Here is a 19,970-nt window from a genome sequence, read left to right as displayed (position 1 = left end):
GCAAGCCACGTCGGCAGTAGGAGCAAGATGACATGCCGGCCATAACGGACGCGCATACCTGACGCATAAGACGAGCAGAGACTTCGCCCGATCGAATACAGCGCTACGTCTGCTGACCCTGCCTCACAGCCATTCAAAGCGATCGTGTTCTAGGGAATTCCCTGGCGAAGGCGTGTCTGGGTGCGCTGCCGCGACGGGCCAACCATGGACACGCAGGGAAAGATTCGTTACGATGGCGGCTTCTTCCCGCGATACACTTTCGACATGACTACGAGCGGTGCACCGATCGGCGAACAGTCCATTGACTGCGACTTGCTGAAGATCTTCTGCAAGGTCGCCGAATTGGAAAATTTCTCGCGCGCGGCGGTGCAACTCGACCTCGCACAACCGGTCGTCACGCGCAAGATGAAGCGTCTTGAAGAGGAACTTGGCGTAGAGCTATTCGTGCGCACCAATCGCGGCTGCCAGCTCACGCGTTCAGGCAAGCTGCTGTCCGCCAAGGCGGCCGGCATCCTTACGCAACTCGCCCAATTGCGCGAAGAGGTGATGCATTCGGCTGAGGATGTGTCCGGCTCGATCGCGATCGGCATGACGCACACGGCGGGCTCCTATCTTGCGGCGCATGTCGTCTCCACAATCGCCTCGCACTGGCCGAAGCTCCACGTGAGCCTCGTTCAGGACGTGAGTCCCCTGCTGAGCGCACAACTGCTGAACAACGAACTTTCCATCGCCGTGCTCTTCGATCCGCCGACCGACTCCCGCGTCGTCGCGGTGCCCTTGCTAATGGAACGGCTCTATCTCGTAGGAAAGCCGAACGCCGATCTGCTCGACATTGAGCGGCCCACGATGGCCGATCTTGTCAACGCGCCATTGATCCTGCCCACGCGTGGCCAGGCGTTGAGGCTACTCGTGGACGAAGCGTTCGGAGAGATTGGCGCGCCGCTCGATCCAATCTACGAGACCAACAGCACGGCGCTCCTGAAGGCACTCGCCGCGCAAGGGCTCGGCTATACGCTGCTGACCTACGGCACGATCGCCCCAGAGGTCGCGGCCGGACAACTGTCCGCCCGCGCCATCGACCAGCCCGGCATGTCCATCTGCCTGACCCTTGCCACCACGCGGGAGCACCGTCGTCTCAAAACGGTCCGCTTTGTCGGCGAACTGATTCAGCGTGAAGTCCGCCGGCTCGTGCAAAGTGGCGTATGGCAAGGTGCGCCGATGGTCATGCGAGGCTAACCACCGACTGCATCGTTCGATTTTCATCAAATCCGGAATGCGTGCTCGGTCAGACCGGGAACCGGCGAAGCCGCCGCGAACACACATCCCGCGTACGGCTCGGTGGCGAAGTCAGCTTCGGACATGCCGTCGTTCCGTGTCGTGATGTACAGAGTCTTTCGGTCGGCGCCGCCGAACGAGACCGAAGTGGGCCGGCGGGTCGGTACCTGAACCACGCAATCGAGTTCGCCGTGCGGCGTGTAGCGCGCCACGCGCGAACGGTGCACCTCCGCAATCCACACGCAGCCATCGGTGTCAGTCGCCAGACCATCGGGCTTTACACCCGTATCGGTGTAATCGACGAGCAATCTGCGCTCGCCGACATGCCCGTCGTTCACATCGAACTCATACGCCCACAACTGCCCCGGACGCGAATCCGCGAAGTACATCGAACGCTCATCCGGACTCCATCGCAGTCCGTTGGCGAGCCGGATACCGTCGGCTTCACGAGATGCCTGATCGCCCTCGAAACGGTAGATGCCGCCGATCGGTGCTTTAAGATCGACGTCGTAGGTGCCAGTCCAGAAGCGGCCGCGCGAATCGCACGCCGCGTCGTTATACCGTTCCTGCGGCGAGATCAAGCCGCTCGCCGCAAATGGAACATAGTCGTCGCTCTCGTAAGTGCCGAACGCGAGGCCGCGCGTGAACGAGAACAACAAACGGCCATCGGCGCAGAGCGTGACGCGCGCACACCGATACGGCAGCGCCTTCGAGTCGACTTCGCCGGTTTGCGGATTGCCTCGATACAGGCGCTTTCCGATCAGATCAATCCAGTACAGCACGCCATCGGCGGGGCTCCAGACGGGGCCCTCGCCAAGTTTCGTGTCGCAGCGAAACGCGAGTTCAGCGTGAATTTCATTGGTCATGTCAGTCATGGCAATTGGCGAGAGTAAGGGTTTTATCGACGGCCAAGAATCAGTCCGCTCTTATTGCCGCCGCCGCCGCCACTCGTGATGAGACAGTGTCGAGCCCCATCGACCTGGGCGGTCGATTCGCCGCGCATCTGCCGCACGCCTTCGATCACGAGGTTCAAGCCGTGCAGATAAGCTTCGGACAACAAGCCCCCCGACGTATTGATCGGTAAGCGCCCGCCCGCACGAATTTCCCCCGCCTCGATGAACGCACCGGTATCACCGCGCTGGCAAAAACCGTAGTCCTCGAGCGCCATGGGGATCAGCCCGGTGAACGCGTCGTAGAACTGCGCGACGTCGATATCCGCCGGCGTCAGTCCGCTTTGCTCATAGAGCGCTGCGGCGACGTCCCGGGAATTAATGGTGGCGTATGTGTCGAGCGGCATGTTGTGCGAGCCCATCGGTCCAAGCGTCCAGCGTGCGCCGCTGGCCTGCGCTGCCGCAAGAATCGGAACCGCAGGCCGCTGCAGCTTCTCCGCCAACTCGGCCGACGTAATCAGCACCGCGCAGGCACCGTCCGTTTCGAGGCAGCAATCGTACAAGCGGAACGGGTCGGCGACCATTCGAGCGGCACGGTAATCGTCGTGCGTCATCGGGCGGCCGTGCATCACCGCTCGCGGGTTCTTTTGCGCGTTGCCGCGAATCGTGACAGCCAGTTCCGCGAGATGGTCTGCGTTCATGCCCGACTCTTCCAGATAGCGTCGATAGACGAGCGCCATCATCATCGCCGGCGACATCAGCCCGAACGGTGCGACGTATGAGCCCCACATCGGTCGCGCACGGTATTCGCCATAACGCTCATACTGCCCCTGGCAGATCGAACGATACGCGACCGCATACTGACACTGCCCGGTCGCGACGGCCGAGGCAGCTAGCATCACCGACGCCGAACAACCCCCCCCGCCACCACCCCACACCAGCGAGGAAAAGCGCAAGCGGGGCGCGGCGAGCGCGGCTTGCACCATCACGGGCTCGTGTCGTTCGAAACCGAACGATGCATACCCATCGATCTTGTTCGCCTCGATGCCGGCATCGGTGGCTGCATTGCGGATGGCCTCAAGGCACAGCTCGAACTCGGACTGGTCGTTATGTCCGCCGCGTTTGGCGTAGGCGGTCTCGCCCACCCCGACGATGCACGGCTGAAGGCGCTTGGGCGCGTCTGCGGTCGGAAAGCTCATTATTCTCCCCCTTTGTTTTGGTTTGATTCAACGCGCTTCTTAAAGCGCGGCAACTGAACTCCGTCCGCAACGGCATCCCAATACACCGTTACCGGCAATCCGATCTTCATGTCTTCAGGCGCCACGTCGACGACGTTGCTCACGAGCCGCACGTCGCCTGCGTCGTCGAGCAGTACCACCGAAACGTTGTATGCGCCGTGCCCCTTGAGCGCGGGGTGCGTCGGGTGATGGCTGATGGTGTACGTGTACACGGTGCCGTTGCCGCTCACCTCTTTCCAGTCCATCCGGGTGGACCCGCAGTGCGGGCAGCTGGGCATCGGCGGGTGAGAAAAGCGCTTGCACTCCGTGCAATGGCGAATCAGCAGGCGACTTTCATTGCAGGCGCTCCAGAACGGCGCGTCGTCGCGCGAGGGTTGCGGAGCGGGCATCGTGTCGGGCAAATAGGGCATAGGGTGTCTCCTCGATGAGCAAGCGCAGCTGCGCCAGTGGACGTCTTGCGCCCACTATAGGCAGATCGAACTGGCAGCAGTAGCAGCCGCTCGACATGGCAGACATGCAATCAAGGCATACCTGAAACAGGACCTCAGCGGAAGACGTTCAGACGACATGCATGGCATATAGAGAGACTAAGGAAACTAGGGCTAACCCGATGTTTGATGGTTGGAGGCCTCAACGTCGCGCTGTCATGCCGTGGCCGCATGGCGGCGATATGGGTGCGCTCCTACCTGACACCGCCAGCGCCTTCTATATTTCATTCGAACCTAGCGATTCCCAACGCATGAGCGCCACCGCCATCAGGCGTTGCGAGATGAAACCGAGTCAGGAACCATGAGCCTCCAAATCCCCTACGAAGAACGTATCCTCGGCAAGCTGCTCGCGCAGGCCGCCGAGCGTCACGGCGACAAGCCCTTTCTCAGCGTCGACGGAAGAACGTATTCATTTCGCGAAACGCATGCGATCAGTAAATCGGTCGCACGTGGACTGCGCTCGCTTGGTGTCGTGCCCCACGAGCCGGTAATGGTGATGCTGGACAACTCGGCTGAATTTGTTTTTTCTTGGTTTGCACTCAGCCTGCTGAACGCGGTCTGCGTACCGATCAACACTGCCTACACGGGCGACATGCTCGCTTACGTCACCTGCGACGTGAAATCGCGAGTCGTCGTCACCAGCGCGAATCTTGCGACGGCCTTTGGTAACTTGGCGGCGATTCAGCGTGGCTCGCTGGAAACGATCGTGATCTGCGGCGCGCATGACGGGATTCCCGGCATGAAGTCACTCAGTTGGGAAGCGCTGACCGTCGAAGACGGTGATCCGGTGTGCGCGCCGGCGACCCCTGCCGACACCGCGTTTATCTGTTACACGTCGGGTACTACGGGGCCCTCCAAAGGTGTGCTTCTGCCGCAGTCGCTGACCTTCCAGACCGCGCAAAGTTTTATTAACGCGGTCGGCATGACCGCTGACGATATTGTTTTTTCGCCGCTGCCGCTCTTTCACGGGATGTCCCGAACGATGGCGACGCTGCCCGCGCTGTTGCTGGGCGCTCAGGTGCATCTTGCACCGCGATTTAGCGCCACTACCTTCTGGCAAGACGTCCGCCTTGCAAACGCAACGATCAGCACCACCATTTTCACGATTCCACCGATCCTCAAGCACAAGCCGCCGTCGGATGACGACCGGGCGCATCGCGTGCGCGTCATGTTCAATGCCCATCACGATCCGGAGTTCGAGGCGCGCTTTAACGTGCGTCTGGTCGAGGCTCACGCGATGACCGAGACCGGCATGACCGTGTTCACCCCCTTCCCGGAACGCAAGCTCGGAGCATCGGGCCGCGCGGGAGGCGACTGGGACGCCGCGATCGTCGACGAGGCTGATCGGCCGGTGCCGACCGGTTCTGTCGGCGAACTGGTGCTGCGCCCCAAACAACCCGGGATCGTGATGAACGGGTACCTTAACAAGCCGGAGGCGACGGTCGGTGCGTGGCGCAATCTGTGGTTCCACACCGGAGATATGATGCGTGCCGACGACGAGGGGTATCTATACTTCTCCGGCCGCAAGAAGGAACGAATCCGTCGGCGAGGCGAGAACATCTCCGCCTACGAGGTCGAGACTATCGCGATCCAGCATCCTCAGCTGGTCGAATGCGCGGTGCTGGGCGTGCCCGCGGGCGACAACGAAGACGAAGTGTATCTCGTCGGCGTACTGCGCGAAGCGCGGTCGGTTACCGAAAGCGAATTACACGAATGGCTAAAGAGCCGCTTACCCAAGTTCATGGTTCCACGCTTTATCGAATTTCGTGAAGCGTTACCCAAGACGGGCTCAGCCAAGATCGAGCGGCACGTTTTGGAAAAATCCGTACCTTCCGTCTCGGCGTGGGACAGCGCGACTCAGTCTGAATCTGTGCCGTCCGTCGGCGCAAAGTAGTCACTTATCCGCCACGACAGGCAATATCGGAGACAGACATGATTCTCAGCATTGATGACGCGCGAGCGCTGATTCACTCGTGCATGGTCGCTATCGGCCACCCGGCAGCCGAGGCGGACATTATTAGCGACCATCTGATTGACTGCGAGTTACGCGGTCTCTCATTCGGCGGCCTACCTCGAGCACTTTCTGTCGTTGAACGTATTCACGCAACGCCGACGCCACGCAAGCCCATCGAGATTGTCAAGGAGTCGCCCGTCTCGGCGGCGCTCGACGGCGGCGATCAGGTCGGCTATCTGGTTGCTCATCGTGCTACGGAAATCGCGCTCAAGAAGGCACGTGCGACCGGCATCGCGGTCGTCACCGCAAATCAGACCTGGTACACCGGGATGTTCTCCTACTACCTCGAGAAGATTACGGCCGCGGGATTTATGGGTCTCGTAGCCGGTAGTGGCGGGCGCCGCGTCGCGCCGCACGGCGGCAGCGAAGGGCGCTTCTCGACCAACCCGATCGCTTTTGGCTTCCCAAGCGAGGGAACGCCGATCATCTGGGACATCGGCACGTCGGCGATTATGCTCGGCGAAGTCGTACTGGCCGAGCGCATGGGCGAGTTGCTGCCGGAAGGGCTGGCGTTCGCGCCTGATGGTAACCCTACGCGTGATCCGACTGCGGCTCTCGCCGGTGCGTTCGCAGTGTGGGGCGGCCACAAAGGATCGGGACTCGCCCTCGTCGTGCAGTTGCTCGGCATGATGAGCGGCGCATCGGCGGCGCCGCCTAAACTGCGTGACTGCGGCTTCTTCATGCTTTTGGTTGATCCGAAACTCCTCACAGACGCTGACGACTACGCGCAACGGGTGTGCGCGTTTGCGAACGACCTGCGCAGTACCCGCCCGCTTGATCCGACGAGACCGGTGCGCGTGCCGTTCGAACGATCCGTGGCGGAACGCGAAAAGCGGCGCGCCCGCAACAAAATCGAAGTGACGGACCAAATCTATGAGGCGTTGAAAGCGGTCGCTGCAGGCGCCTGACACACACGGTCGAGCCCGAGCAGCATCGCTCGGCGATCGAACGAATAAACTAGGAGACAAGCATGTCGAATCCGGCTTCAGGCGTTTTTCGAACTGAAAGCGATAGTGCATACCGAAAGATCACATTGCGCATTGTTCCGCTACTGTTCATCTGCTACATGTTGAACTACATGGACCGAGTCAACGTTGGCTACGCGCAGTTGCAAATGAAGCACGCGCTCAACTTCTCAGACGCCGTCTACGGACTCGGTGCGAGCATCTTCTTTGTCGGGTACTTCATCTTCGAAGTGCCCAGCAATCTCCTGTTGCACAAGATTGGCGCACGCAAGACCCTCCTACGTATCATGCTCGGCTGGGGCTTGGCGTCGGCCTGCACGATGTTCGTCTCGACGCCGGTTCAGTTTTACGTCGTGCGCTTTTTCCTTGGCGTCTTCGAGGCGGGGTTATTTCCTGGCATCGTGCTCTATCTCACGTACTGGTACCCGCCAGCGCGCCGCGCGCGCGTTGTCGCACTGTTCATGCTTGCGACGGCAGCGGCAGGACTTGTCGGTGGGCCAACCTCCGGCTGGATCCTGCAAAACATGAACGGCGTACATGGGTTGCAGGGCTGGCAGTGGATGTTTCTGATAGAGGGGTTGCCCAGCAGCCTGCTCGGCATCGTAGCCTATCTTTATCTGGTCGACGGTCCTGCCCAAGCGCGCTGGCTCACCGACGCGCAAAGATCCCTGGTCCTGGATGAAGTGGCCTCGGCCGCTGCGGCGGCATCATCTGTGACTCGCACACACTCTCCGTTCGCCGATCCGAAAGTCTATCTGCTGAGTTTCGTACTCTTCTGCATGCTGTGCGGCTCGTACGCGCTTAGCTTCTGGTTGCCAACCGTAATTCGGGAACTGGGCGTGGGGAACCTTCAGCAAGTGGGTCTGTATGCAATGATCCCCGATGCTGTGGCGGCCATCTCGACCATTCTGTACAGCCGTCATTCCGACAAGCATTTCGAGCGTCGCTGGCACTTTATTACCGTAGCCTTTGTTGCAGCGGTCGCGCTGAGCGCCACGTCTCTCACCGCGCACAGCCTCGGTCTCTCCATATCCATGTTCGCTCTTGCGCGCGCCGCGATCGTTTCATCGCTTCCGGTCTTCTGGGCGATGACGACCAGTCTCCTTTCGACACGCTCGAGCGTCGCCGGCATTGCCGTGATTTCGAGTTTGTCGAATCTCTCGGGAATGACGAGTCCCTTTCTACTCGGCTTGATAAAGTCGGCGACCGGCAGCCTCGTCAATGGACTGCTTGCAATCTCGGCGCTAATGATCGTCGCCGCGCTGTGTGTGCTTATTTTCGTCCCGAACCAACGAAGGGCTCGGAAATTCGAAAACGGCGAAGTGTCGCGGGCGTAAGGTCTTGTTGCGCCATTCGCCTCTGTCACGTGACGGCGCAGTCCTAGGTGCGCGGGCAGTCAATTCCGACGACAAACGATATTTTTCGAAGGAGTATGACACAGCGCGATAACGCCTCATTGCCTCTCTCGCGGGAGTCCGGGCGCTAACCAGGTCCCGCGTTCTCGCGGGACCTGGTTGCGGTCATCAAGCTCGGGCATTCGGAACGCGGCGATGACACGCGTTACTGGAGCAGCCGCATTGGACAGAAGGAAACCGCGTATTTCAACAGCGTCAGTCGGATAACCGCTCGATTGCGCCGAACCTGTAATCACCGTGCTAGGCGCGGCCGTCCAGACAGTAACCAGCAGCGATGAATGGCCTATGGTCACAAATGCAGGTGGACGCAGTGAAGTCGTCGAGGCGCGCGTCGCAATTGGCGCTCACGCAACACACCGAGGGAGCACGTGCGAGGCGCAGTCATGGGCCATTCTGGTCCGGCATCCACGTGAGCGCGATCCATCTCCTCCGTAAGGTCGAACCATTCGAATGCGATATCGCAAATAGAGCGTTCGATGGTCGGCACAGATGCCTAGGATTCCATGTCTGAGTGCTTTAAGGCATCGACAAAGTGTGCTGCGATCCGGGCTGGAGCCGCAAGCGGTCCTTCCGACGAGCGAGCGCGAGAGAACCGCCTAATCATGGAAGACTATCTATCCCTAGATTTGTCGACTTGCCCCGATAATTGGATGATCGCGGGACTACAACAGTTGGCCGCGCTCCGGCGAGCAGATCGACATGGTGCTCAAACAGAACGGCACGCCGGCTGCGCGCGGCGCGGTAAAGAATTTCGCCGTCGCCGTGCACGAACCCGATGCGACTGGTCGGCGCTATCCCAAGCGGCATGCTCGCGGCTTCGCCAGCGACCGTCGTGGCGAGCGGCGCTCCGAGACGTTCACCATCCCGGTTTGGCGCAGGCGCATTGCATTCAGATCGGCGCAGTTGTCATGCAAGGGTGTGCTCGTCGTACGAGCCGCCATCGACATAATCGAAGATCGCGCGCGGAATCCTGCACCGCGCCACTTCGCACAGATCCGCGATACGAACGATGCCACGCATGGTCACTTTATAGTTGATAGTCTGGTCGCGCCACGCGATGCGGCAAATCGAGTTCACGATAGTCGGGCAGCGCGGTATCGATGAAGCGCCCGGCCCGCACGACGCGACGGTCGGCCTGCGGCCGCGAGCATGCCTCAGTGCTGTCACGCGCGCGCAGCAGCACGAGGTCCGCGGGCGCGCCCTCGCCCGGCACGCCGTCCCAGGAGAGGTTCAGCGCTCGGGCGGGCGTTGTGGTCACCGTTCCGCTCCAGCGCTCGAACGGCTGGTCCAGATGCGCTGCGAAAGATGCGACCGTGAGCGTGCTCAACAGATCGAGATCGCCGAATGGCAGAAAGGGATCGCGATGATTGTCCGATGCAAGCGCGATCTTCACGCCCTTCATGTCCGCCTCGCGCATCGGCGCGATGCCTCTGACGCGCGGCGCGCCTTCGGCATGGCGGTCCTGGAGATAAAGGTTAGTATGCGGCAGGCTCACCAGCGTCGCCCCGCTGTCCGCGAACTCATCGAAAAGCGCGTGTGCCGTATAGAGCGGAACCGTCGCGAGACTGCAGCAATGGCCGCATGTCACCCGCTCCCCCATGCGCGTCTTGCGCGCGGCGGCGAGGATGGCGCGCGTCGCATCGACGTTGGGTGCGAGATGCTCGTCGGCGTGAAAGTCGAGGCGCAGATCGAAGCGTTCCGCGAGCGCGAACACCCGCTCCACGAGGGACTGCACGCCCGCCATCGGATAGACGAATGCTCCGAGCACGCCGCCCCGCTCCGCGACCTCCCGCGCGACGCGTTCGCCGGCGGCCATGTCCACGAAAATCTCCGGCGGACACAGCGCCGCGCATTGCATATCGATGCGGCCGGCCCAGCGCTGCGCGAGCTCATGCGCGATGTCCCAGGCGAGCGGCGGTTCGCCACCGCCCCAGTCGATGTGCGTGCGCAGCGCCCGCGTGCCGTACGCATACGCACAGCGCAGCGAAAATGCCATGCGGCGCGTGAGATCGTCGCGTGTCCAACTCGCGGAGTCGGCCTGCGCCGCGGCGATCGCCGCATGCAGGCCGCCGCCCGTGCCGGCGCGCGGCGCAATGTGACCCTTGTCCAGGTGCACATGCGCGTCCACCCACGCGGATAGCAGCAGGCCATGATCGAGATCGAGACACGGCAGGCTATCTTCCGCATCGCGGCATGCCCCCGTCACGATCCGCTCGATGCGCCCCGCCCGCACCTTCAGCGAGCAGATCGGCAACGCGCCTCGTTCCCCGGCGCCCGCTAGCCTCGCGCGATGGAGCCAGTAGCCGCGCTGCTCCGCGGCATCGTTGAGTCGCTGCAGTTCATGCGCGACAGCCATGCCCGCTCCTCGTGGTCACTGCGGTCCCCAGACGTACTGAAGCGTCAGCCGGTTCTGAATGAACTTGCTGCGCACGGCGGGCGAGCTTTGTAGCGCGAAGAAATCGGCAATGCTGAAGCCCTTGAGCTTTCCGGAAAGCGAATAGATCGCATAGGCGAGATACTCCGACTGATTGAGGCTGGGCGCAGCCGGACTCGACTTGAGGTCCATGAACGAATAGCGAAAGCCGATGAACAGGTTCTCGATCGGCGCGCCATTGAGATCGAGCGCATAGGCGTTGCCCGCGCCCAGATCCTGCGTGCTCGAAAGAAACGGCTGGGCGAACAACGGTCCCGATGCGACGTTGTGCGCGTAAGGCGTAACGAGCGCGCCATTGAGGTACGAATTTCCGTTCGGCTTGATGTAGTCGTAGCCGAGACTGAGCGTGAGCGAGTTGTGCTTGAGGCCCAGTTGAAGGCCGTAGACCTGGCTATGCACCGGCCCGAGCAATTCCTTGCCGTCGCCGGTTTCGTAGAAGAACTGCGCGGCGGCGAACGGCTTGATATCGCCGTCCTTGCGGGTCACCTGTCCTTCGAGGTAGGTCATGCGCGCGTAGTCCAGATAGCCCATGTACCACGCCTGACCCTTGAGCGACACCGGGCCCGCGTCCATCGTGCGCATGCCGCCGATGCCATAGAAGCCGCTCGTTTCCTCGGTGCCGATCGGCGAGAAGGGATCGACGTTCGAGTTATAGGTAGTCAGCCGCTTGAACGAATCGTCGATGTACGACTTGAAGCGCAACATGCGAAAGGCGGTGACGTAGTTATCCGTGTCACCGTACTTCGCCGCGACGCCCTGAAACAGTTGCGGGGCCATGCGCCAGTCGTAGGTGGAGGCGAACGGCACGTCGAGCGCCTGATTTCCGGCGGTCACCGAAAACTGCCGGTATTGCCAGTTCACATAGGCCTCGCCCATGGCGGTGAGATTCGGCCCGAGATAGCCATCCACCTTCGCGGGATTGTCGGAGTGGTTGATGCCGCGTTGCAGATAGCCGCTCACGCCCAGCGAAAAGCCATAGAGGCTCGCCGTGCGGTAGCCGAGGCCGCCGCCATAGCTGATCGTGTCCTGATTCATGCCGGTCTGATAGAACGCGTTGTGCGACGAGAAATAGATCGCGCGCACATCGCCGAAGAACTGTCCCTTCGTGAACATCTCGACGAGGTTCTCCGCTGTCGCGGGACCGCCCGGCGATGTCTGCTCGGCGGCGGTCGCGGCGGCGCGCTCGATCGTGTCCTGGCCCTGCTGCTCCGCCAGCTTGACGTCCGAAGCGGAATCCAGAGGCGGGGGCGTCTGCGCGTTCGCGCAAAGCGGCAAAACGATCATGCACAGCACACTGCATTGCAAGGCACGTCGCCGTGTCGCGGCGAACGTCACATACCCGTCCATGGGTTTCTCCTATCGTCGTGTGGTCTCGCCCGCGTGATCCGTCTCTTTACTTCGTCATCCGAATTATTTAGAAAAAACCAATGCGAATCGAATTGAAGCGCCGGTAAAAGTCAGCCGCTACAGGTCGAGCACGAGGCGCGCCGTCTTCGACCTCGCACAACACAGCGCGACCTTGTCTTCGCGCTCCTTTTTGCTCAGACAGAAATCGCGATGATCGGGCTCGCCCGTCAGATAGCCCGTCACGCAGGTGCCGCACACGCCCTGCTCGCACGACGTCGTGATGTCGATCCCGGCATCAAGCAACACTTGCGCGATGGTCTCGTCCGCACCGATGTGAAACGTCTCGCCGCCGCGCCGCGCAAGCGCGACTTCGAAAGGCTGGTCGGCATGCACCCGCGCAGGCGCCGCCGGGGCGAAATACTCGCAGTGCAGGTTCGCTTCGGGCCACGCGGGCGCCGCGCGGCGCACCGCATCCATGAAGCCTTGCGGGCCGCACATATAGGCGTGGGTCGCCGGCGCCCCCGCGGCCGCGAGCTCGGCCACGAGATCGATTGCCGGCGCGGTGTCGTCGAGGTGGTAGCGCACCCGCGAGCGCCACGGCGCCTGGGCGAGCCGTGGCGCGAACGCGCGCTGCGCCGACGAGCGCGCGAAGTAGCACAGCGTGAAATCGGCGTCCCGCCGCCAGAGCGTCTCCGCCATCGCGATGAGCGGCGTCACGCCGATCCCCGCGCCGAGCAGCACGTGACGCCGCGCGGTGTCGTCGAGGGCGAAGTGATTGCGCGGCGCGCCGATCGTGAGGCGCGCGCCCACGCCCTGCGCGTGCATCCACGCGGACCCGCCGCGCCCCTGCTGCTCGCGCTTCACGCCGATCACGTAACGGCTGCGCTCCCACGGCGCATTGCAAAGCGAATACTGGCGCACGCCCGCATCGCCGGTATATACGTCGATATGCGCGCCAGCTTCGAACACGGGCAACTCGCCGCCTGCCTCGGGCACGAGTTCGAAGCTGCGAATCTCGTCCGTTTCGATCGCCACGTCCGCCACACGCACGGTCAGGGTGGAGTTCATGGTCGTCCCCTCAGCTCGGCAGCCAGGCCGTCGCCTCGACTTCCACGAGGATCGACAGATCGGGCAGCATCGCCTTGACTTCCACGACCGTCGAGACGGGCGGATCGTCAGGAAAGAAGGTCTTGCGCACAGCGCTGTAGCCCGGATACTCGCGCAGGTCGCGAAAGTACTGCACCAGCTTGAACACGTCCGACATGCGCCCGCCCGCCGCTTCGACGGTCGCGCGAATGCGGTCGAGCACGTACCACGACTGCGCGCGGATCGGCCCTTCCTTGATGTCCACCGAAAACTCGCCGGTCCAGCCGATCCCGGCGCGCACTTGCTCCGGCACGTCCTCGTAACTCCGCACGATCTTCGCCGCGGTTGGATCGACGGCGATCACGCCCGACAGAAACAGGAAGTCGCCCTTGCGCTTGTAGGCCGCATAGTTCGCGAGCGGCTTTGCGATGGTGGTGTTCATGGCTCGCTCCTTCAGTGTGCGGCGGCGGTGGATAAGGGCTTCGCAAGCAGTTCCCTGCGCAGATCGAGGCCCACGCCCTTATCGACGAATTGCGTCGATGCGACCTTGCCCGGATCGACGTCGTCGGGCTTGTAGAGGCCTGCCTTGACCATCTGGTCGTAGAAACTCTTCACACGCGCCTGATCGATCGCGCCGATGCCCTTGCTGAGCGCGTCGCCGGAATCGATCAAGCCTAGCTCGCGGATCTTCTCGACCTCGGCATCGAGCTTGGCCGGCGTCATCTCCGGATTCTGCTGCTCGATCAGCGCATAGGCCGCCGCGTGATCGCCATACAGAAACCGATACCAGCCGACGATGGACGCATCGATGAAGCGCTGCACCACGTCCGGCCTGCTCTTCACCATGTCGAGGCGGGTTTCGATCGTCGATGAATAAGTGTTCCAGCCCTGATCCGCGAGCAGGAAGGTGCGCGTCTTCACGCCCGCCGCCTGCGCATAGAGCGGCTCGGCGGTCGCGTACGCCTGCTGCACCGCGCCCGGCTCGGCGAGAAACTGCGCGATGCTGTAGTTGTACGGACGCAGTTGCGCATCGCGAAAGCCCTTCTCCTGCACCATCCATTGCCAGAAGCTGAACTGGCCGTCTTTCGAAACGAGGATGGTCTTCGCGCGGCGCAGATCGTCGAAGCTGTTGAAGCCCGCGCTGTCGTGCGTCATCAGCGCCTGCGGGTCCTTCTGGTTGATCGCGGCGACGACCACCGTCGGGATGCGGTTCTTCATGTTGTCGAACGAGAGCAGCAGATTGCCCGCGACCAGAAAATCGATCTTGCCCGCCGAGAGCATCGGACGATTGTTGACCTGCGGACCGCCCTGGCGAATCTCCACCTCCAGCCCGTACTTGTGATAGGTGCCATCGGCGAGCGCCTGATAGAAGCCGCCGTGGCCCGCCTGCGCCTGCCAGTCCGTGCCGAGCACGACCTTGTCGAGCGCGAGCGCGCGAAGCGGCGCGCACGCGATCAGCGTGACGCCCGTGAAGATTGAAAGTACACGCAGCAGCTTGTTCATGTGGATGCTCCGTATTCTGGGTAGGGGTGGATTGGTCGCTCGCAGCGCCGCCCTCTAGGCGGCGAGCTCATCCCAGCCGCGCATCTTGCCGGGATTGAGCAGACCGTGCGGGTCGGCAAGCCGCTTGAAGTCGATTTGCGCGAGGTCGATCTCCTTCATGCCGCCGTCCTCGATCGTCACCACATGAGGATCGAACGTCGCGCAGCCGTGCGACTCGAACACGCGCATGATTTCGTACTGCCGTTGCGGCGTCGTATAGCGCACGAGCGGAATGCCGAACACCTGATACTCGCCGAACTGCTTTGCGAACTCGTGATGCCAGTAGATCTCATCACCGAACTGGCGGGCGAGCTCCTCGCACAGCGCAATATCGAACGGCTGGGCGTGCGCGATCTGCAGGTAGGTCCACTGCCGGTCGGTCTTGAGCGCCTGAAGCGTCGTGTGGTTGTACGCGCATTCGTAGGCGGGCGGCAGGCCGTGCTTCTCTAGCGCCGCGGCGTTCATGCAGAGCGATTCGACACCGCCATGACGCGCCGACAGCGCGCGATACGCGTCGATCGACCGAGGGCTCACCATCGCGAACACCGCGTGTCGATTCAGGGGAAAGCGCTCGCCGAGATGCGCATAGAACGGCGCGAAACCTTTCTCGACCGAGGTGAGCAGATACAGATCGACGGCGGGCGTGCTCGCCTCTGTGCAGAAGCGCAGCGCGTCGCCGTAGGTCTCGAAGAGAGTGATCGTGTGCAGCCAGTCCTGCGCGGGTTCGAGCGTCAGATCGAGCTGCGTGATGATGCCGTTGGTGCCGAACGCGTGATGGACCTTCTGGATATCGGCGCCGCGCAGCTCGATCACGCGCGGATTATCCTCCACTGTCACCACGCGCATGCCGCGCACGTTGTCGCGGTCTTTCAGGATGCCGTGGCGAATCGAGCCGATGCCAGCATAGCCGCCCGCGATGAATCCGCCGATCGTCGCGACCCTGAGCGTGGACGGAAACATCAGCAGATCCTGACCCGACGCCCGTACGGCCTCCTGCAACTCGCCGATGCGCGCGCCCGCCTCGACGCGTACCGATCCCGGCGCGACTTCGATCACGCGCTTAAGCTCGGTCATGTCCATCACCACGCCGCCTTGCAGCGGCACGCACTGCCCGTAATTGCCGGTGCCCCCGCCGCGCACGGTGAGCGGCACGCGCCAGCGTGCGACGCAGGCCGCGACGCGCATCACGTCTTCCTCGCTGTGCGGAAACACGATCAGATTCGCGATGCAGTCCTTCAGTTGCACGTCGAGAATCGGGCTGTACCACGAGAAGTCGCGCGAGCGGCCGCGCAACTGTCCGCCGCTCGTCACCGTGCGCATGGGGTCGAGCTCGTCGGCGAGCCTGTTCCAGTCGATGTTCTTGTCGCTCATGTCGAGATCCCTGTGTGAAGTTGCCGTACTGGCGGATGCGCGTCATGCGTCGCGTTCGAGTTCGCTGTCGTGCCACCTCCTGAGCGCGGCTTTCGAAAGCCAGTTGAAGACGAGAAAGATGCCGATGCCGCAGAGCGACACGAGCAGCAGCGCCGCGAACATCTTGGGGATCTCGTTTCTGAACGTGGCTTCGAGAATGCGCGATGCGAGACCGGTCTGACGCCCCGCCGCGCCCGCCGTGAATTCCGCGACGATGGCCCCGACCAGCGACAGGCCGCCCGCGATCTTCAGGCCGCCGAGGAAGTACGGCAGCGCGCTCGGCGCGAGCAGAAAGCGCAGGCGCTGCCACGGCGTCGCGCCATAGAGTGCGAACAGGTCGCGCAGATTGTGGTCGGCGCTGCGCAGGCCGATGACCGTGTTCGAAAGGATCGGAAAGAACGCGACGATCCACGCACAGATCAGAAGCGCGGAGAACGTGCTGTCGACATAGATCAGGATCAGCGGCGCGATCGCGATGACCGGCGTCACTTGCAGGATCACCGCGAAGGGAAAGAAGCTCAGCTCGACCCAGCGCGAGAGCGCGAACAGCATGGCCAGCGCAACGCCGCCTACGATCGCGAGGGTGAGCGAGAGAAACGTCAGCTTGAGCGTGAAGAGCAGCGAAAACGACAACGATCCCCAGTTGTCGACGAGCGTGCGCAAGATCACGCTCGGCGCCGGAATGATGTACTCGGGCACATGATTCACGCGCACTAGCACTTCCCATAGGAGGAACGCGCCGAGCAGCCAGCCCGTGGGCACAAAGAAGCGCAAGAGCTTTTCGCGCCGCATGCGTTGCTTCGCGGCATCGGCAATGGCGGCGGTATTCGACGGGACATCCGCCTTCAGCGTGTGTACGGAAGAAGACATGCCGGTTCCTCTCTCAGTGGTCGATGGCGGACGAGTCCATGGCGCGATGCAGGCTCTGCGACGTCTCGCGGCAGAGTTGCGCGTAGAGCGTCGATTCCCGGAACGCATCGCCGCGCGGATACGGTGCGGGAATGTCGATCTCGTCGATCACGCGTCCCGGGCGGCTCGCCATTACCACCACGCGGTTCGACAGATAGACCGATTCATAGACGCTGTGCGTCACGAAGATCACCGTGAAGCGATGCTCCTGCCACAGCGCGAGCAGATCGTTGTTAAGCTTGATGCGCGTCATTTCGTCGAGCGCGGCGAAGGGCTCGTCCATCAGCAGCAGGCGCGGCCGCGTGACCATCGCGCGGGCGATCGACACCCGCATCTTCATGCCGCCGGACAGCTCGCGCGGATAGACGTTCGCAAAGCGCGAGAGGCCGACCATCGCGAGCGCCTCGTCCACGCGCGCCCGCGCACGTTCGCGCGATTCGCCGCGCAGCTTCAGCGGCAGGTACACGTTCTGGAACACCGAGGCCCAGGGCATCAGCGTCGGTTCCTGGAACACGAAGCTCACCTCGTGCGTATGGCCCGCGCCGCGCGCGTCCTGCGCGGCCCAGTCGATCGCGCCGCCCGAGATCGAGGACAATCCCGCGATCATCCTGAGCGCCGTGCTCTTGCCGCAGCCCGACGGCCCGAGAAAGCTGATGAACTCGTGGCTGCCTACGTCGAGTGTCATGCCGTTGAGCGCGATCGTGCCGTTCGAATAGCGCTTGTGTACGTCCCTCAGATGCACCAGCGGGGTCTGCACCATGGTCGTCTCCATGCCGTCACCGGTCGGTTAGCGAGCGTTCATTGCCATTCGGGCGCGTTGTCGAGCCACGCGAGCGGTGCGTCGGACACTTCGCTCAGCAGTTCGACGAAGCGCTCGGCCACATAGTCGATGACCTGGTGCCCCTTCTGCGCCGACGCCACGCTTGCGTTGCCGCACGCGCCCGCCGGATTGAGGTCCTGCGTCTGCCAGCCGAGCTTGCCGCTCGCACCGATCGACAGATGCCGGTAGCGCGCGCTCATCGTCTGCGTGAGCGACTCGAAGTGACGCGCCTCGTTCATCGCGACGAGGTCGGGCCGCAAGGCGAGCAGAATCGAGGTCTCCACATCGCCCGCGTGGATCCCGTGCTTCATTTCGTCGGCGCCGAAGAGTCCTTCGGGCAGGCCGAGCGTGTACCAGCTCGACGCGACGACCATCATGGCGTGATGTTCGCGCAGCTCGCGCGCGACGATGTCCATCACCGACGACTGGCCGCCGTGGCTGTTGAACAGCACGAGCTTGCGCACGCCCGCTGCGGCCACGCACGCGCCGATCTCGCTCCACAGGCGGATCAGCGTGTCGGCGGAAAGGGTCAGCGTGCCGGGGTAACGTGCGTGTTCATTGCTCTTGCCGATGCTCTGTGTCGGAAGGAACAGCGCCGGCAGATCGTCCGGCAGACGCGGCACGATGGCGTCGACCAGACCGTCGATGGTGGCCGTGTCCACCGACATCGGCAGATGCGGACCGTGCTGCTCGATGGCCCCCACCGGCAGCACGGCGACGAGCCGCTCGCGGGGTAGTGCGGCGAACGCCTTGCTGGTGTAATCGGCCCAGCGGCGATGCGTGATTGACGACATGTCCTGCTCCTCCTTGCGCGACGTTAGCGACGTTCGATAAGGCTGCGGCCTGGGCGAAACGCCCGTGGCCGGCATGCGCGGATGCGGATTCGGATGCTTTAACAGTGCTGTCTGAAACCCATGATAGAGCATTTAACCATTCGGTCAAACCGAACGGTTAAATATTTTCCGGTTGACAGTTTTTTTGGCAGCGCACCGTGAGGCGCGAGCCCTCCTGAAGGACGCAGTGCAATGCGGCAGGAAGCCGTCGACCATTTCGCTAGCGAACCTGCGAGGCCTTGCCGGCAGACGTGACGCGCTGTCCCGAAGGCTTGACGCATCGCGCAAGGAGAGCGGCGCGGTGTTCAGTCCGTGAGGGAAATCCCGCAGCCGTGCATGACGAAGGTCGTCACTTCCTCAATGATGTGCGACTGGTCGAGTGCGTGGCCCTCCTTCACACGCAACATGTAGCGCGCCTGATATTCGAAGTCGGCGAAGTACTGCGTGAGCGACCAGATGTTCATCATCAACAGCATCGGGTCGAGCGGGCGCATCAGATTCTGCTCGATCCAATTGTTGATGCATTCCACCGCGTGCGCGGTGCGAGTGCGCGGGCGGCTCATCATCGGCATCAGCACGGGCGCCCCGCGCATCATTTCGTTGGCGAAGATACGTGAAAGCAGCGGTTGCTCGAAGGAGAACTCGAGCTTCTTGCGCACATAGTCAGACAGCACGCGGCGCGGACCGAGTTCGACGTCGCCGAACGAGAACACGCGGGTCCATTCATCGACCACATGCTGGAGGATCTTTTCGTAGAGATCTTCCTTGCTCTCGATGTAGTAGTGAAGCTGGGCTTTTGAGAGTCCCGCACGCTCGGCAATGCTTTGCGTCGAAGCACCCTTCAGACCGTGCGACGCGAACTCCGCGATGGCAGCGTCGCGGATCGCGTCCATCACTTCAGGGCGCGTTCGTTTGAGTCTTGCTTGACCGTTTTGCGCCACGGAATCTTTCCTCAGTTGATCCATTGGGGGAGCCTTTCAACGAGGCATTCTAACGCACGAGCGTGCGTCGACTTGTCGAGCGCGCCCGACTGATCAGCTCCCGGGGTTCGCGTGATCATCATCGCGACAATGGACGAGAAGCGCATGCAGTATCGCGAGGTCACCAACGCGCCATTCGGTCGCTTGGGACGTCCGCTGCCTCGCGATGAACGCTTGTCGGTCGAGTCGAGATGTGGCGCGGTAGCGGTAGGTTGAGTGTGTCTGTTGCCGCCCCTTTCGTTTGGCGGCGCCCCAATAACCTCACCGTAGCCCCGTTTCCACATCCCGCTCGCCGAACCGGACGTGCGCTACTAACGCGTCCGG

The 19,970-nt window shown here is 62.5% G+C and carries 17 protein-coding genes; 4 read left to right on the top strand and 13 right to left on the bottom strand.

The features are described 5' to 3' along the window. Positions 1-180 precede the first annotated feature (180 nt). Entirely contained in the window at positions 181-1,236 is a 1,056-nt protein-coding gene (locus NCS28_RS15430; protein ID WP_250514627.1) for a LysR family transcriptional regulator, read from the top strand. Between the two features lie 26 nt (positions 1,237-1,262). On the opposite strand, the gene NCS28_RS15425 is transcribed toward NCS28_RS15430, so the two are convergent. Genes NCS28_RS15425 through NCS28_RS15415 form a run of 3 tightly spaced genes read right to left on the bottom strand, consistent with a single transcriptional unit; the run spans position 1,263 to position 3,813 of the window. Continuing rightward, positions 1,263-2,150, bottom strand: a complete 888-nt coding sequence (locus tag NCS28_RS15425; protein ID WP_250514626.1) for an SMP-30/gluconolactonase/LRE family protein — start codon at positions 2,148-2,150, stop codon at positions 1,263-1,265. 23 nt (positions 2,151-2,173) lie between these two features. Continuing rightward, on the bottom strand, positions 2,174-3,364 hold the full coding sequence (locus NCS28_RS15420; RefSeq protein ID WP_250514625.1) for a thiolase C-terminal domain-containing protein: 1,191 nt from the start codon (positions 3,362-3,364) through the stop codon (positions 2,174-2,176). Then, positions 3,364-3,813, bottom strand: a complete 450-nt coding sequence (locus NCS28_RS15415; protein WP_250514624.1) for a Zn-ribbon domain-containing OB-fold protein — start codon at positions 3,811-3,813, stop codon at positions 3,364-3,366. The genes NCS28_RS15420 and NCS28_RS15415 overlap by 1 nt, the downstream gene beginning before the upstream one ends. Positions 3,814-4,192: 379 nt before the next feature. Here NCS28_RS15415 and NCS28_RS15410 point away from each other — a divergent pair, with 379 nt between their 5' ends. The 3 genes from NCS28_RS15410 (at position 4,193) to NCS28_RS15400 (ending at position 8,207) form a co-directional block, all read left to right on the top strand. After that, positions 4,193-5,785 carry an AMP-binding protein gene (locus NCS28_RS15410; RefSeq protein ID WP_250514623.1) on the top strand — a complete coding sequence of 531 codons (1,593 nt, stop codon included), beginning with the start codon at positions 4,193-4,195 and terminating at the stop codon, positions 5,783-5,785. Between the two features lie 38 nt (positions 5,786-5,823). Further along, positions 5,824-6,813, top strand: a complete 990-nt coding sequence (locus NCS28_RS15405) for an Ldh family oxidoreductase (RefSeq protein ID WP_250514622.1) — start codon at positions 5,824-5,826, stop codon at positions 6,811-6,813. A gap of 62 nt (positions 6,814-6,875) precedes the next feature. Next, on the top strand, positions 6,876-8,207 hold the full coding sequence (locus NCS28_RS15400) for an MFS transporter (RefSeq protein WP_250514621.1): 1,332 nt from the start codon (positions 6,876-6,878) through the stop codon (positions 8,205-8,207). Between the two features lie 1,105 nt (positions 8,208-9,312). Here NCS28_RS15400 and NCS28_RS15390 read toward each other — a convergent pair. From NCS28_RS15390 to NCS28_RS15345, 10 genes are all read right to left on the bottom strand, one after another. Further along, positions 9,313-10,641: a cytosine deaminase gene (locus tag NCS28_RS15390; protein ID WP_250514620.1), complete on the bottom strand. Its 1,329-nt coding sequence runs from the start codon at positions 10,639-10,641 to the stop codon at positions 9,313-9,315. A 15-nt stretch (positions 10,642-10,656) separates the two neighbouring features. Next, positions 10,657-12,066 (bottom strand): OprD family outer membrane porin, encoded by a 1,410-nt coding sequence (locus tag NCS28_RS15385; RefSeq protein ID WP_250514619.1) that lies wholly within the window; start codon positions 12,064-12,066, stop codon positions 10,657-10,659. Between the two features lie 117 nt (positions 12,067-12,183). Further along, the gene (locus tag NCS28_RS15380) at positions 12,184-13,134 is read right to left on the bottom strand and encodes a PDR/VanB family oxidoreductase (protein ID WP_250514618.1); all 951 of its coding nucleotides are present in this window, start codon (positions 13,132-13,134) and stop codon (positions 12,184-12,186) included. Positions 13,135-13,144: 10 nt separating this feature from the next. Further along, positions 13,145-13,594 (bottom strand): RidA family protein, encoded by a 450-nt coding sequence (locus NCS28_RS15375; protein ID WP_250514617.1) that lies wholly within the window; start codon positions 13,592-13,594, stop codon positions 13,145-13,147. Between the two features lie 11 nt (positions 13,595-13,605). Beyond that, positions 13,606-14,655 carry an ABC transporter substrate-binding protein gene (locus NCS28_RS15370; RefSeq protein WP_250514616.1) on the bottom strand — a complete coding sequence of 350 codons (1,050 nt, stop codon included), beginning with the start codon at positions 14,653-14,655 and terminating at the stop codon, positions 13,606-13,608. 54 nt (positions 14,656-14,709) lie between these two features. Beyond that, positions 14,710-16,065, bottom strand: a complete 1,356-nt coding sequence (locus NCS28_RS15365; RefSeq protein ID WP_250514615.1) for an FAD-binding oxidoreductase — start codon at positions 16,063-16,065, stop codon at positions 14,710-14,712. Positions 16,066-16,107: 42 nt separating this feature from the next. Beyond that, on the bottom strand, positions 16,108-16,896 hold the full coding sequence (locus tag NCS28_RS15360) for an ABC transporter permease (protein ID WP_250514654.1): 789 nt from the start codon (positions 16,894-16,896) through the stop codon (positions 16,108-16,110). Between the two features lie 91 nt (positions 16,897-16,987). Next, a complete protein-coding gene (locus tag NCS28_RS15355; RefSeq protein ID WP_250514614.1) occupies positions 16,988-17,785 on the bottom strand; it encodes an ABC transporter ATP-binding protein in 798 nt (265 codons plus the stop codon). A 26-nt stretch (positions 17,786-17,811) separates the two neighbouring features. Continuing rightward, positions 17,812-18,627, bottom strand: a complete 816-nt coding sequence (locus NCS28_RS15350; protein ID WP_250514613.1) for a creatininase family protein — start codon at positions 18,625-18,627, stop codon at positions 17,812-17,814. A gap of 344 nt (positions 18,628-18,971) precedes the next feature. Further along, complete coding sequence (locus NCS28_RS15345) at positions 18,972-19,559, bottom strand: TetR/AcrR family transcriptional regulator (RefSeq protein ID WP_250514612.1); 588 nt, start codon at positions 19,557-19,559, stop codon at positions 18,972-18,974. Positions 19,560-19,970: the final 411 nt, after the last annotated feature.

It is taken from the genome of Caballeronia sp. INDeC2, assembly GCF_023631325.1.
GTDB lineage: Bacteria > Pseudomonadota > Gammaproteobacteria > Burkholderiales > Burkholderiaceae > Caballeronia.
The sequence above is the reverse complement of the archived record's forward strand: the minus strand, read 5'-3'. Positions and strand labels throughout refer to the sequence as shown.

Bases quoted from the DNA above. Each gene is read 5' to 3' on its own strand.
- NCS28_RS15425 (WP_250514626.1), bottom strand. From the start codon at position 2,150: ATGACTGACATGACCAATGAAATTCACGCTGAACTCGCGTTTCGCTGC.
- NCS28_RS15365 (WP_250514615.1), bottom strand. From the start codon at position 16,065: ATGAGCGACAAGAACATCGACTGGAACAGGCTCGCCGACGAGCTCGAC.
- NCS28_RS15405 (WP_250514622.1), top strand. From the start codon at position 5,824: ATGATTCTCAGCATTGATGACGCGCGAGCGCTGATTCACTCGTGCATG.
- NCS28_RS15360 (WP_250514654.1), bottom strand. From the start codon at position 16,896: ATGCGGCGCGAAAAGCTCTTGCGCTTCTTTGTGCCCACGGGCTGGCTG.
- NCS28_RS15410 (WP_250514623.1), top strand. From the start codon at position 4,193: ATGAGCCTCCAAATCCCCTACGAAGAACGTATCCTCGGCAAGCTGCTC.
- NCS28_RS15390 (WP_250514620.1), bottom strand. From the start codon at position 10,641: ATGGCTGTCGCGCATGAACTGCAGCGACTCAACGATGCCGCGGAGCAG.
- NCS28_RS15355 (WP_250514614.1), bottom strand. From the start codon at position 17,785: ATGGAGACGACCATGGTGCAGACCCCGCTGGTGCATCTGAGGGACGTA.
- NCS28_RS15345 (WP_250514612.1), bottom strand. From the start codon at position 19,559: ATGGACGCGATCCGCGACGCTGCCATCGCGGAGTTCGCGTCGCACGGT.
- NCS28_RS15370 (WP_250514616.1), bottom strand. From the start codon at position 14,655: ATGAACAAGCTGCTGCGTGTACTTTCAATCTTCACGGGCGTCACGCTG.
- NCS28_RS15400 (WP_250514621.1), top strand. From the start codon at position 6,876: ATGTCGAATCCGGCTTCAGGCGTTTTTCGAACTGAAAGCGATAGTGCA.
- NCS28_RS15380 (WP_250514618.1), bottom strand. From the start codon at position 13,134: ATGAACTCCACCCTGACCGTGCGTGTGGCGGACGTGGCGATCGAAACG.
- NCS28_RS15350 (WP_250514613.1), bottom strand. From the start codon at position 18,627: ATGTCGTCAATCACGCATCGCCGCTGGGCCGATTACACCAGCAAGGCG.
- NCS28_RS15420 (WP_250514625.1), bottom strand. From the start codon at position 3,364: ATGAGCTTTCCGACCGCAGACGCGCCCAAGCGCCTTCAGCCGTGCATC.
- NCS28_RS15375 (WP_250514617.1), bottom strand. From the start codon at position 13,594: ATGAACACCACCATCGCAAAGCCGCTCGCGAACTATGCGGCCTACAAG.
- NCS28_RS15385 (WP_250514619.1), bottom strand. From the start codon at position 12,066: ATGGACGGGTATGTGACGTTCGCCGCGACACGGCGACGTGCCTTGCAA.
- NCS28_RS15415 (WP_250514624.1), bottom strand. From the start codon at position 3,813: ATGCCCTATTTGCCCGACACGATGCCCGCTCCGCAACCCTCGCGCGAC.